At 72.7% G+C, this 12,931-nt stretch carries 12 protein-coding genes; 5 read left to right on the top strand and 7 right to left on the bottom strand.

The annotated features are described in order from the left end of the window. Positions 1-8: 8 nt before the first annotated feature. Together ACWGO0_RS04780 and ACWGO0_RS04775 are read right to left on the bottom strand one after the other, a co-directional pair. Entirely contained in the window at positions 9-764 is a 756-nt protein-coding gene (locus ACWGO0_RS04780) for a maleylpyruvate isomerase family mycothiol-dependent enzyme (RefSeq protein ID WP_453527971.1), read from the bottom strand. A 45-nt stretch (positions 765-809) separates the two neighbouring features. Further along, positions 810-2,033, bottom strand: coding sequence for an MFS transporter (locus tag ACWGO0_RS04775; protein ID WP_453527968.1), 1,224 nt, complete (start codon positions 2,031-2,033; stop codon positions 810-812). A gap of 121 nt (positions 2,034-2,154) precedes the next feature. Here ACWGO0_RS04775 and ACWGO0_RS04770 point away from each other — a divergent pair, with 121 nt between their 5' ends. The 4 genes from ACWGO0_RS04770 to ACWGO0_RS04755 all read left to right on the top strand — a co-directional run bounded on the left by ACWGO0_RS04770 (position 2,155) and on the right by ACWGO0_RS04755 (position 7,180). Beyond that, on the top strand, positions 2,155-3,369 hold the full coding sequence (locus ACWGO0_RS04770; RefSeq protein WP_453527966.1) for an ROK family protein: 1,215 nt from the start codon (positions 2,155-2,157) through the stop codon (positions 3,367-3,369). Between the two features lie 174 nt (positions 3,370-3,543). Beyond that, positions 3,544-3,831, top strand: a complete 288-nt coding sequence (locus ACWGO0_RS04765; protein ID WP_453527963.1) for an SHOCT domain-containing protein — start codon at positions 3,544-3,546, stop codon at positions 3,829-3,831. Then, positions 3,828-4,613 (top strand): ABC transporter ATP-binding protein, encoded by a 786-nt coding sequence (locus ACWGO0_RS04760; protein ID WP_453527960.1) that lies wholly within the window; start codon positions 3,828-3,830, stop codon positions 4,611-4,613. Before ACWGO0_RS04765 ends, ACWGO0_RS04760 begins: the two co-directional genes overlap by 4 nt. Continuing rightward, positions 4,610-7,180, top strand: a complete 2,571-nt coding sequence (locus ACWGO0_RS04755; protein ID WP_453527957.1) for an ABC transporter permease — start codon at positions 4,610-4,612, stop codon at positions 7,178-7,180. Before ACWGO0_RS04760 ends, ACWGO0_RS04755 begins: the two co-directional genes overlap by 4 nt. Before the next feature lie 58 nt (positions 7,181-7,238). On the opposite strand, the gene ACWGO0_RS04750 is transcribed toward ACWGO0_RS04755, so the two are convergent. Next, positions 7,239-7,751: an ATP-binding protein gene (locus tag ACWGO0_RS04750; protein ID WP_453527954.1), complete on the bottom strand. Its 513-nt coding sequence runs from the start codon at positions 7,749-7,751 to the stop codon at positions 7,239-7,241. 198 nt (positions 7,752-7,949) lie between these two features. After that, positions 7,950-8,267, bottom strand: a complete 318-nt coding sequence (locus tag ACWGO0_RS04745; RefSeq protein ID WP_453527951.1) for a hypothetical protein — start codon at positions 8,265-8,267, stop codon at positions 7,950-7,952. 183 nt (positions 8,268-8,450) lie between these two features. Between ACWGO0_RS04745 and ACWGO0_RS04740 the strand changes: the two genes are divergently transcribed. Beyond that, positions 8,451-9,584: a PLP-dependent cysteine synthase family protein gene (locus ACWGO0_RS04740; RefSeq protein WP_453527948.1), complete on the top strand. Its 1,134-nt coding sequence runs from the start codon at positions 8,451-8,453 to the stop codon at positions 9,582-9,584. A gap of 181 nt (positions 9,585-9,765) precedes the next feature. Here ACWGO0_RS04740 and ACWGO0_RS04735 read toward each other — a convergent pair whose 3' ends face one another. The 3 genes from ACWGO0_RS04735 to ACWGO0_RS04725 form a co-directional block, all read right to left on the bottom strand. After that, positions 9,766-10,254: an SRPBCC family protein gene (locus ACWGO0_RS04735; protein ID WP_453527945.1), complete on the bottom strand. Its 489-nt coding sequence runs from the start codon at positions 10,252-10,254 to the stop codon at positions 9,766-9,768. 86 nt (positions 10,255-10,340) lie between these two features. Next, positions 10,341-12,380 carry a hypothetical protein gene (locus ACWGO0_RS04730; RefSeq protein ID WP_453528135.1) on the bottom strand — a complete coding sequence of 680 codons (2,040 nt, stop codon included), beginning with the start codon at positions 12,378-12,380 and terminating at the stop codon, positions 10,341-10,343. Positions 12,381-12,462: 82 nt separating this feature from the next. After that, entirely contained in the window at positions 12,463-12,915 is a 453-nt protein-coding gene (locus ACWGO0_RS04725; RefSeq protein WP_453527942.1) for an SRPBCC family protein, read from the bottom strand. Positions 12,916-12,931: the final 16 nt, after the last annotated feature.

Genomic DNA, 12,931 nt, shown 5'->3' with positions numbered 1-12,931 from the left:
GCCGGACCTCACGACCAGGTGATCCCGGACTTCTCGGCCCACAGCCGTGCCGGTCCGTGGTCGCCGGTGAGCGTGACCGCCGACATCGGCAGGCGGTTCCAGAGCGCGAGGTACAACTGCTCGGCCGGACCGCTCAACTCGCAGTCGACGGGCTCCGGTCCGGAGATGTTCCCGCCGCGCGTCGCCTGCGCGGGCTCGGCCGACAGGCGTACGGTCCACGCCGCGTCCGCGTCCGTGACGCGCACCCGCAGTGTGCACGGTGTGTCCGTCCGCACCCGGCTCTTCGGCCGGGCGTGGAAACCGGTGAGCAGTTCGTCGATCCCGTCCAGCGCGAGGGCTTCCGGTACGGGGGAGAGCGGACCGCCGAGTGCCGACTCGGCGTCCACCCGGTGAACCGTCGTCTCGTGGGCCTGGCGTCGCGCCCAGAACGCCAGGGGGGACGGCGCGGGCAGAAAGGTCCAGCAGTCGAGACCGGCGGGCGCGCCCTCCAGCGTATCGACCAGCCGGCCGTGTCCCTCGCGGAACCAGGCGAGCAACTCGGCCCCGTCCAGATCGGGTTCACCGCCGTCCGGGTGGTACGCCGTGTGGCCCTCGGCCACGAACGCGGTCGCCCAGCGGTGCACCATGCCGGTGTGGCGGAGCAGATGGCGCACCTCCCAGCCGGGGCAGGTCGGCACCGGTGCGCCGGGTCCGGCCCCCTCGGCCGCAGCCGCCAGTGAACGGCCCTGGTCGGCCAGTGACTTGATGTGCTCGGCGATCTCCATGTCGCGATTCTGCCAGCCGTGCGGACCGTGGTGCCCGGCCTGCCCCTACGCGTGCGCCGCGTTGCGTGCGCCGTACCCCAGCGCCGCCGCGGCCGCGGCCAGGAGCGCCACCGTCGTCAGGGCCACCGGCAGGGAGAACCAGTCGGCCAGGAAGCCGATGGCGGGCGGGCCCAGCAGCATTCCGCCGTAGCCGAGCGTCGACGCGGCGGCCACCCCGCTCGGACCGGCGAGCTCTCCGGCGCGGCCGACCGCGACGGGGAAGATGTTGGCCAGTCCGAGACCGGTGACGGCGAAGCCGAGCAGGGCGAGCCAGGCGGTCGGTGCGAGCGCTCCGAGCAGCATGCCCGCCGCGGCCGTCGCACCGCCCAGGACGAGCGTCCGGGTCTGGCCGAGGCGTTCCAGCAGCGCTGTGCCGGTGAGCCGGCCGATGGTCATCGTCAGGGCGAACAGGGAGTATCCGGCGGCGGCGGCGCCGGGCGCTGCCTGCAGATCCTGCTCCAGGTGCAGGGCGCCCCAGTCGGCCAGCGCGCCTTCGCCGTACGCGGTGCAGAGCGCGATCACTCCGAAGAGGAGCACGATCCGGCGGGCCCGCGCGGTCATCCGCCGCGGGGCGGAAGGCGTGGCCGGACCGCTGGGAGCGGGAGGCACCGCGGCGTTCCTGTGCCGCAGCAGCGTCGGTCCCGCCGCCGCGGTGACCGCCAGCCCCACGCAGGTGAGCACCGTCAGATGCGCGGCGACGGAGAGGCCTCCCGCGACCAGTCCGCCGAGTCCGGCGCCGATCATGCCGCCGAGGCTGAACGCGGCGTGGAAGCTCGGCATCACGGGGCGGCGGAGGGCGGAGACCAGATCGACCGCGGCGCTGTTCATCGCCACGTTCATGCCGCCGTACGCGGCGCCGAACACCAGCAGGACGAGCCCGAGGGTGAGCGGGGAGTGGGTCCGGGCGGGCAGCGCGATGCTCAGGGGGAGCAGGACGCCGCAGACCACGGTGACGACGTGACTTCCGTAGCGCCGGCACAGCCTGCCCGTGAGCATCATGGTGATCACGGCGCCGGCGGAGACGCCCAGCAGGGCGAGCCCGAGGGTGGAGGCGGTGGCGCCTGTCTGCTGCTTGATGGCCGGGATGCGGACCACCCAGCCGGCGAAGAGGAAGCCGTCGAGGGCGAAGAACACGGTCAGGGCGGTACGGAGTCGGGCCGACGAGGGTGGGGCGGTGTCTCCGCCAGGTCCCCCCGGTAGCGCCGTCCGCAGTTTGTTTAGTTGCGGCACAAACTCAGCATAGGGGCGCCCGTGCGGCAGACGCAAGACGGCCCCCTGTCACCGGCCATGGCAGCCACCGCACGGCACCTGGGCGTCGGCAGAGACTCGGGATCATGGGAGACTCGCCCCCATGAACGGCAAGGCGACCACTACCCGGACAAAGCTGGAGCGGGGCCGCAGCGCGCTCGGACCCGCGCTGGAACTGGTCCACACCGGACGCGCGCCCACGCGCGCCGTGCTGACCTCCGAACTCGGCGTCACACGCGCCACCGCGGGCGCTGTCGCCGCGGAGCTGGAGGCGCTCGGGCTCATCCGGGTCGACTCCAGCCCAGGCTCCGCGGCCGGCTCACAGGGCCGGCCCTCGCACCGGCTCTCCGTCAGCGAGACCGGCCCGGTGGCCCTCGCCGCCCAGGTCCACGCCGACGGATTCCGTGCCGCGCTGGTCGGACTCGGCGGCCGGATCGTCGCCACCGCACCCGGCCGCGTCGCCGTCATGGCCGACCCCGCCCAGGTCCTCGGCGAGGTCGTCGCCGCGGGCGCACGGCTGCTGCACGACAGCGGGCTGCGCTGCGTCGGCGCGGGACTCGCCGTCCCCTCCGCCGTCGCCGAACCGGAGGGGGCGGCCCTCAACCCGCTGCACATCGCCTGGCCCGCCGGCTCGCCCGTCCGCGAGATCTTCGCCGACTGCGTCCGTCAGGCGGGCATCACAGGACCCGCGTTCACCGGGAACGACGTCAACCTGGCCGCCCTCGCCGAACACCGGCACGGCGCCGGACGCGGCGCCCAGCACCTGCTGTGCGTCGCCACCGGACACCGGGGTGTGGGTGGCGCACTGGTCCTCGACGGGCGTCTGCACAGCGGCAGTTCGGGTCTCGCGCTGGAGGTCGGGCACCTCACGGTGAACGCCGAGGGGCGCCCGTGCCACTGCGGTGGCCGGGGCTGCCTGGACGTCGAGACCGACCCGCTCGCCTTCCTCACCACCGCCCGCCGCGAACCGGGGCCGGAGGAGTCGCTGCTCAAGCAGGCCGGTGATCTGCTGCGTACGGAGTACGAGGACGCGGCCGTACGCAATGCCGCCGAGGAGCTGATCGACCGGCTCGGCCTGGGACTCGCGGGCCTGGTCAACATCCTCAACCCGGACCGCATCATCCTCGGCGGGCTCCACCGCGACCTCCTCGACGCCGACCCGGAGCGGCTCCGTGCGGTCGTCGCCGACCGCAGCCTGTGGGGGCGCAGCGGCAGCGTGCCCATCCTGCCGTGCACCCTGGCCCACAACAGCCTGGTGGGCGCGGCCGAACTCGCCTGGCAGCCCGTGCTCGACGATCCGCTCGCCGCGCTCGCGTAGAACCGGCGCCGGGCCTGCTGCCGTCGCTGGGAGCAGTCCCGGCGCCCCCGCGTACTCCCACGGAGGTACGCGCACGACCGCTGGCCGTACGACGACCCGGACCCCCTCGTCGCGACAGTCTCGTAAGCGACAGAAGAACGCGAGACACGAGCTCTGACGAGGGAGCTGACCGAGATGAACACCCTGGCGCATTCCGGTGGACCCGGACCCTGGATCCTCCTCTTCCCGATCATCTGGGCGGCCGTTGTCATCGGCGGCATGACCCTCCTGCGCCGCACGGTCTGGCGCGGACGACGAGCCCCCTGGCAGGCACGGACCCCCGAGGGCGGCCCCGGTGTCTCCTCGCCGATCGCACTCCTCGGCCGGCGCTTCGCGGCAGGGGAGATCGACGAGGAGGAGTACTGGCGCAGGCTCTCCGTCCTGGACGAGCAGTTCGGCCGCACCAAGGGCGGTGCGGCATGACCGCCGCCGTCCGCACCGCCCGCTCCGTGGGCACCACAGCCGCTCAGGTCGTCGACGCCGTCAAGGTCTACGGCTCCGGGGACACCGAGGTCAGGGCCCTGGACGGGGTGAGCGTCGGCTTCCCGGCCGGGCGCTTCACCGCGATCATGGGGCCCTCCGGCTCCGGCAAGTCGACCCTGATGCACTGCGCCGCCGGACTCGACACCCTCACATCGGGCTCCGCCCTCATCGGTGGCACCGACCTCAGCACGCTCGACGACCGCAGGCTCACCCTGCTGCGGCGCCGGCGCATCGGTTTCGTCTTCCAGTCCTTCAACCTCATCCCCACCCTCACCGTCGCCGAGAACATCACGCTGCCGATGGACCTCGCGGGGGAGCGGGGCGACCGTGAGTGGATCGACGCCCTCATCGACACCGTCGGACTGCGCGACCGGCTGCACCACCGGCCGAGCGAACTCTCCGGCGGACAGCAGCAACGCGTCGCCGTGGCAAGGGCGTTCGCGGGCAGCCCCGACGTCGTCTTCGCCGACGAACCGACCGGCAACCTCGACTCCCGCGCGGGCGACGAGGTCCTGCGACTGCTGGGCCGAACAGTCCGCCGTACCTCTCGTACGGTCGTCATGGTCACCCACGACCCGGTCGCCGCCGCCCACGCCGACGAGGTCGTCTTCCTCGCGGACGGACGGCTCTTCGACCGGATGCAGGACCCCACGGCGGAGCGCGTACTCGACCGTCTCAAGGCATTCGACTCCCCGTCGGGCACATCGGCGGTGACACCGTGACCGGCACCCGCGCCTCAGTGCGCCTCAGCCTCTCCTCGCTCCGCGCCCACAAACGACGCTTCGCCGGGACCTTCACCGCCGTCCTGCTCGGGGTGGCCTTCCTCGCCGGAACCCTCGTCATGGGGGACACCCTGCGCGCCGGTTTCGACTCCATGTTCGGGACCGCGGCCGGCGGTACGGACGCGGTCGTGCGCAGCGCCGACGTGGTCACCGTCTCCGGCGAGACGCAGGGCACCCGGCGGCCCGTGAGCACCGGCCTGGTGCGGCAGATCGAGCGGACACCCGGGGTCGCCGCCGCGGCACCCCGCATCGAGGGCGCAGGCCAGCTCATCGGCTCCGACGGCGAACCCATCGGCGGCCAGGGCCCGCCCACCGTCGCGGGTAACTGGATCGACGACCCCGAACTCAACCCGTACCGCCTCGCCGAGGGACGCGTGCCCTCCGCGCCGGGCGAGGTCGTCGTCAACCGAGGCACCGCCGACAGGGGCGGGCTGAAGATCGGCGACACAACCGTACTGCGCACCCCCCAACCCGTACGCGTCACGATCACCGGCCTGGCCACCTTCGGCGGCGAGGACGGCATGGCCCAGGTCACCTACACCGGCATGACACAGGCCGACGCCGCGAAGTACCTGACACCCAAGCCCGGCGAGGCGGCGAGCATCCAGGTACGGGCAGGACCCGGCACCAGCCAGCAGGAACTCGTCGACGCGCTGCGCCCCGTCCTGCCCGAGGGCGTGGAGGCCATCACCGGCCAGGCATCCGCCACCGAGAACCAGGACATGATCTCCGGTGCCTTCCTGAGCCTGTTCACCACGCTGCTCCTGGTGTTCTCCGGGATCGTGCTGCTGGTCGCGACGTTCTCCATCCACAACACGTTCGCGATCGTCGTCGCCCAGCGCACCCGCGAGAACGCACTGCTGCGCGCACTCGGGGCCTCCCGCCGGCAGATCGTCGGCTCGACCCTCGTCGAGGCCACCGTCGTAGGGATCGTCGCGTCGGCGGCCGGTCTGCTCGGCGGAATCGCGATCGCCGCCGGGCTCCAGGCCCTGTTCCCCGCCATCGGATTCCCGTTCCCCGAAGGCGCGCTGGTCATCAGCGGACTCTCCATGCTCCTGCCCCTGGGCGTCGGCATCCTCGTCTGCCTCGGCTCCGCCCTGGTGCCCGCCGTCCGTGCCGGCCGCATCGCACCGCTCGCCGCGCTGCGCGAGACGGCGGTCGACGACTCGGCGGCCTCCCGGAAGCGCGTCGTCACCGGCGGTGCGCTGCTCGCCGCCGCGCTCGCCGTCACCCTGACCGGCGTCCTCGTCACCCCGTCCGTCTGGCTGTCGGGCACGGGAGCCGTCCTCGTACTCGTCTCCTTCGTGGTGCTCGGCCCGGTCGCCTCCTCCTACGCCGTACGCGTCATCGGCGCGCCCCTCGACCGGCTGCGCGGTGTCACGGGCGCGCTGGCCAAGCGCAACGCGCTGCGCAGTCCCAAGCGGACATCGGCCACCGCCACGGCCCTGATGACCGGCGTCGCCGTCGTCTCCCTCTTCACCGTCTTCGGTGCCTCGCTGAAGGCGACCATGGACGAGACCGTGGACCGGTCCTTCGCCGGCGACGTGGCGATCAGCGCGCCCGCGTTCGGAGCCGGCGGCAGCGGGCTCAGCCCGGAACTCGCGCCCGCCGTGGACCGGCAGCCCGAGGTCGCCACCGCGGTCGGTCTCGGCAAGGGTGTCGCGGAAGTCGACGGCTCGGGGCGCGCCCTCACCGTCACCGACCCGGCCGCCCTCGCCGAAGTCCTCGACCTCGGAGCGGTCGACGGATCACTGGAAGCGCTCGGTACGGACGGCATCGCGCTGTCGGACACGGAGGCCGCGAAACGCGACCTGCGCACCGGCTCCACCACCCGGCTCACCTTCACCGACGGCACCCGGCAGACCTTCACGGTCCGCGCCGTCTTCGAGGAGTCGGAGCTCGCCGGTGACTACGTCATCACCCGCGCGGCCTGGGCGCCCCACCGGGCACAGGACTCCGACTCGCTGATCGCCGTGTCCTTCGAGGACGGCGTGGGCGCCGACGAGGGGAAGGCCGCCGTGGAGCGGACCGCGGAGGCGCACGGGGGGCCGGAGGTCCAGACCCGCGAGGAGTACGCGCAGTCCTCGGCCGGAGGCATCGACGTGATGCTCACGCTGATCTACGCGCTGCTCGCGCTCGCCGTGCTGATCGCACTGCTCGGCATCGCCAACACCCTCACCCTGGCCATGCACGAACGCACCAGGGAACTGGGCCTGCTGAGGGCCGTCGGACAGACCAGGAACCAGCTGCGGGCCATGGTCCGCTGGGAATCGATCCTGGTCGCCGCGTTCGGCACGGCAGGCGGCCTGCTGCTCGGCGCATTCCTCGGCTGGGTCCTCGTCGAGGCGTCCGAAGGCTCGGGCGACACCGCCTTCGCCTTCGCCCTGGCACCGGACAGGCTGCTGGTCGTGGGCCTGGTGGGGCTCGCCGCAGGCGCGCTCGCCGGCTGGCGGCCCGCAAGGCGCGCCGCACGGCTCGACGTACTGCGTGCCATCGCCACGGAGTAGCGGGGCACATGGTGCCAACCCGCACCAGCGCCCGCACCTGCTCCCCGCACCCGCCCGGTCAGCCGACGACGGCCGACCGGGCGGGTAGCTGTGCCGCCGTTTCCAACGGCACGAAGGCGAACGGGCCGTCCGTGGTCGACCCGTACACCGCGAGCGGCGGCAGCGTGGACACGCCGCAGGGCGCGGGAAGGGTGAACCAGACGATCTTGCCCGACCCATCGGCCGGCCGCACGCCCCAGCTCTCGCTGACCGCGGCGATCAGTGCCAGGCCGCGCCCCGACGTGGAGTCGGAATCGGCGTTGCCCAGGGTCGGCAGCCGTGGGTCGTGGTCGTGGACGGAGACCGTCAGACGGTCGAGCAGCAGCTCGATCTCGACGGTGCATGACTTGTCCGGCTGGGCATGCCGGTGGACGTTGGTCAGGAGTTCGGTGACGCCGAGCGCTGCCTGGTCGATCAGAGGATCGAGATGCCAGTAGCGCAGTTGCGCCGAAATGATTCTGCGGACCTGACCGATCCGCGACGGCAGGGCCTGGAGCTCCACCGCGCAGTGCCTGCTTGGCTCGCTGATCACGGCTGCGACTCCCCGAAATAGGTCCGGAAGAAGACGAAGGAACGGATCCAGCAGATGGCTGGCTGCTGTCTCTGGTCTGTATGTCGCGCTCCGGCGGAGACTGGATCACAGTGTCACCGCCGGTGCACCATCAGTGACGTGGGTCCAGAGTGACCCAGGCGGTCGCGCTCCGCAACTCGCGGTGGCCGGCCGTCACCGTCAGCTCCCGGCGGCCCCGGCGCCGCGCAGTACGTCGAGCAGGCGACGGGCCGGTGCCGCCCCGTCGCGTCCGCGGCTGCGCTGCCCCATGGTCAGCCGGTAACGCACCCCGTTGAGCCGCGCGATCGCCGAGTCGGCCGCCGGAAACCACCCCCTGCCCACGCTGACCGCCCCCACCGGAGCGCTGTCGATCTCCCGGCCATTGCTCGTAAGGAGAGCCACCCGGCCGTCCTTGACGACGACGCACCCGGCCCTGGTGAGCGAGCGGGCCCACCGCTCGATCCTCACCCCGCTGGCGCTGAACTCCGCTTCCCGCACGGCGAATCGCCCCCTTCGCGACGTTCCTCTCCTGTGCAGTGTGCCCGGACCCGGCCGGCCGCACCAGGCGTCGACCGGCCATCACCAAGGAAGGGCTATGGAGCATCAAAGTCAACGTTTGTGCAGGTGGGGGGAATATCGTGAGGGTCGGCGAGTATCGGTGACACGAGGAGGAACACGCTGATGGACACCAGTGGGCACAGACGTGACGGTGGGGCTATGGCGACCGTGGACATCGACCGTACCGACGTGGAGTACCGGGCCTGGCTGAAGGAAGCCGTACGCAAGGTCCAGGCCGACGCCAACCGCTCGGCCGACACGCACCTCCTGCGCTTCCCGCTGCCCGAACAGTGGGGGATCGACCTCTATCTCAAGGACGAGTCGACGCACCCCACCGGCAGCCTCAAGCACCGGCTGGCCCGTTCGCTGTTCCTCTACGGGCTCTGCAACGGCTGGATCCGCAGGGGCAAGCCGGTCATCGAGGCGTCCAGCGGCTCGACGGCCGTGTCGGAGGCGTACTTCGCGAAGCTGATCGGTGTGCCGTTCATCGCGGTCATGCCGCGCACCACCAGCCCCGAGAAGTGCCGGCTGATCGAATTCCACGGCGGACAGTGCCACTTCGTCGACGACTCCCGGAAGATGTACGAGGAGTCCGCGGCGCTCGCCGCCGAGACCGGCGGCCACTACATGGACCAGTTCACCTACGCGGAGCGGGCCACGGACTGGCGCGGCAACAACAACATCGCGGAGTCCATCTACCAGCAGCTCAGGCTGGAGAGGTACCCGGAGCCCGCCTGGATCGTCGCCACGGCGGGGACGGGCGGCACATCGGCGACGATCGCCCGCTACGTCCACTACATGCAGCACGACACCCGGATCTGTGTGCCCGACCCGGAGAACTCCTGTTTCTTCGACGGCTGGACCAACCACAACCCGCTGGCCACCAGCGACTGCGGCTCCCGTATCGAGGGCATCGGCAGGCCCCGGATGGAGCCCAGCTTCGTACCCGGTGCCATCGACCGGATGATGAAGGTGCCGGACGCGGCCAGCGTCGCCGCGGTGCGCGCACTGGACCGCGCCATCGGCCGCAAGGCGGGCGGCTCCACGGGTACGGGACTGTGGAGCGCGTTCAAGCTGGTCGCCGAGATGGTGGAACAGGGCAGCACCGGCAGCGTCGTCACGCTGATCTGCGATCCGGGCGACCGCTATCTCGACAAGTACTACTCCGACAGCTGGCTCAGCGGACAGGGCCTGGACATCGCCCCGTACACCGAGACCATCGACCACTTCCTGGCCACCGGGAACTGGCCGGGCTAGGGCCTGTCCGGCGGATCAGGGCCGGATAGGACGCGGCGTCTGGTGCGGTGCATCGCAAGGCGCCGGAGCGTCCTAATAGCGGAGCTATTCGGTCGTTTCGGCAACGCCGCGAGGTGCCGTGCCAGACGCCGCGGCCCCGGCCATGATCCGCCGGACAGGCCCTAGGGGCCCTCTGTCTGGATCAGGCGGCGGTCCCGGCCAACCGCTTGTCGAGCCTGCCCACGGCCCCGCGGAAGGCCCGGCCGAGCCCTGCCCGCCCCAGCCGCACCGCGAACCGGAACAGTGCGCCGCCGTCCGTGGCGAACGTCCACTGCACCCGCGTCCCGGTGCCGGCCGGAGTGAGCCGCCACTCCTCCAACAGGGCCGACATTCCGGGCGCGTTGGTCTCGTCGACCCGGTACGCGTACCGCTCGCCGGGTTCCTTCGCGAGGATCGTCTCGCGGAACACGGTGCCGCCCTTGAGCCGCACCTCCCGGCCCGCGCCCCCGTCGGCGCCGGCCAGGGGGCGGGCCCGCGTCACCGACGTGAACCAGGCGGGCCAGGACTCCACCTCCTCGGCTAGCGCCCGATACACCACGTCCACAGGCGCGGACACCTCGGACGCGAAGACCAGGCGCAGCGGGGCGGAATCGACGAAGTCGAGCCCCACGGAGCGGAGTCGGCGTGTCATGACGCACCTCCGGTGCTGTCGGCTGCGGGCGGAACCGCGCACACCATAGCGGCCGGAGCGCCAGATGTCCGCCGTGCCCCCGCCTCTCATCTCACGGCGGACAGCGTCCCGCCCGTACGCAGCCGGGCCGTCAGGCCGACCGAAGCGCCCTGCGGAGCCCGTACCGCGAGCGTCGTACCGTCCGCCGCGCCGCTGGCCTCGCCGCGCGCCTCGATCCGGCTCACCGCCCGGCTGCCGGCCGCGAGCACGTACCAGCGGCCCGACGGGGCCTTCCAGTGCGTGCCCGCCAGGATGTGCTGCCCGAACCTGCTGCACAGCGCCGTGTCACCGCGGTCGGCGACCACCGTGGCCGGAGCCGTGCGTGAGGGGCCGGGCTGGGTGAACTGCACGAGTACACGGCCGGGTCCCCGCCAGGTGTCCACCCTGGTGCACAGCCAGCCCGCCGAAGCGCGGGTCTCCGGCAGGGTCTGCTCGGCGAACTCCCAGTTGTTGACTGCGCGGACGCCACTTCCCCGTACCGCCCGCAGCGAGCAGGCCGTGCGCGCCCAGCTCAGCAGCGCCGGAGCACTCGTGGCCTCGCGCGGCTGACGCGGTGGCGCCCCCTCGCCCGGCCGCGGCGTGTAGGTCAGATGCGCGGGAGCCAGATCGCCCAGATCGGTGACGAGGAACGAGTGCTTCTCCACGATCCTTTCCGAGGAGCGCAGTTGGAGGACCGGCCAGGTGTCGCAGGTGCCGCCCGGCGCGGGACGCGGCACGGCTGCCGTCACCCCGTCGCGGCCCACGCCCAGCGCGCGGGCCGGGACGTCCGGAGCGAGCAGATCGCGCGTGGCGCTCTCCGCGATCCACGGAGCCAGCAGGAATCTGGCCCGGTCGCCGCCGCGGCTGACCACCACGGCGGCGCCCGTCGTCACACCGGCGTCATCGGTCCGCGCGAAGTCCAGCGCCGGTTCGCCCGGCCCGGACAGCGACTCCGCGTACCGCACGAGACGTACGCCGCCGTCGTGGAGGAGCACCACGGCCGCACCGTCCACCTCGCCCGCGTACAGCAGCCGGGGCGGCTGCGCGGGCGGCGCCGCGACCGTGCCGGGGGTGGTGGAGACCGCCGCGGTGCGCGGCGTCTGCCCCCAGAGGCGCAGGGCCCGGCCCAGCAGCTCCGGGTCGTCGGTACGGTCACCGCGGGCGGGCCACGCGGTGAAGTCGACGCGCGAGGTGTCCGCCCACTCCTCCGCGGCCGCCCGCAGCAGCCCGGCAGGTTCGAGCGCCGGAGCGGACGCGAGGAGCGCCGTCGACCCGCCGTCCGTGACACCCGTGGAGCCGTCCTCGGCTCCGACGACGAGCGCGCCCGCGACCACGCACAGCGCGGCTGCTGCGGCCGCTGCCCGCAGCCGGTGCCTGCGCCGCAGCAGGTCGCTCGGCCGCGTCTGCACCGTGCACGGGTCGAACTCGCCGGAACGCAGCAGGACTTCGGCCCCGGCACGGTCGGCGCCGGCCAGCCGCCCCGCCGCGCGCACCGCGAGCGCCGGATCCGTGGCACCCGCCTGCGCGAGCAGCGCACGGACCTCCGCGTCGGACAGCGCCTCCAGCATCTGGAGGGCGAACGCGGCGCGTACGGCCCCGGGCACATGGGAGAGCGCCCGGTCCAGCACCAGTTCCTCGACGCCGCCCGCCCGGGGGAAGAGCCGCAGGCCCCAGACGACCGGAACGGTCGGGCGCAGTTCGGCCGGCGCGGGGAGCCGGGCGGGCCACCAGCGGGGCCGCCGCTCGTACGCCAGCGCGGTACGGAGTACCCGCAGCCGCATCCAGACGTACGCGGGAGCCTCCGGGGGCCGGGCCGCGACCCCTGCCGGTATGGCGCCCCGGGTCTGTGCCGGAACCCGGGAGAGCACGGGAACAGGGGGCTGCTCGGGGCTCGTTCGCGGACCGGGCAGCGCCCGCTGCACCGCCCCGTGCGCGGCGAGAACCCGCCGGTGCCGGCCGAGCGACGGCGGAAGGACGAGGTAGGCGAGCCGGACGAGACGCGGATAGTGCTCCACGAGCGCGGCCTCGGCCTGCTGCACTCCGGAGTGGCCGTCGCCTTCGGACAGGCGCTGCGGGTGTCGCGGTTGCTGCGGGTGGTGGATCGGCATGGAATCGGTGCCCTCTGAGCCGTAGGCGAAATCCGTCACACCGACAAACGAGTCGATCATGTGACGGTCACATCGCCCGCCGCTACGGGTGGTGTACCGCTGCCTCTTCGAGCAGGCTGTCGAGGACCCGGCTGAAGGCCCGGCGGCCCGCGGATGCGACCAGTGGATCGCCCCACCGCGGGAGCCACCGGACACGAAGCTCCTCCACCCACACCACATGGGAACCGGAACTCGTCGGACAGACATCGATCGCCGCCCGGCCCAGCACCACCGAACCTCGCTTCTCCAGCCGGCAGAGGCCCGCCCGCCCGGCCTCGGGCGGTGTCCACCGCACCACTTCCATCGGATCGTCGAACGCCAGCGGCCCCAGACCGGTCCTGGCCACGAAGACGCTGCCGATCCGGACGGGCAGACCGGTCGGAACCGTCACCGAGGTGAGAGGGACGAACGCGCCGTGCCGCTCCCAGTCGGTCACCCGGCGCCATGCCTCGGCGGCGGGGAGGGGAGTGAAGCGCTCGATCCGGAAGACGGCCACGGCACGATCCTAGGAC

Source organism: Streptomyces sp. NPDC055749, from assembly GCF_053617235.1.
The sequence above is the reverse complement of the archived record's forward strand: the minus strand, read 5'-3'. Positions and strand labels throughout refer to the sequence as shown.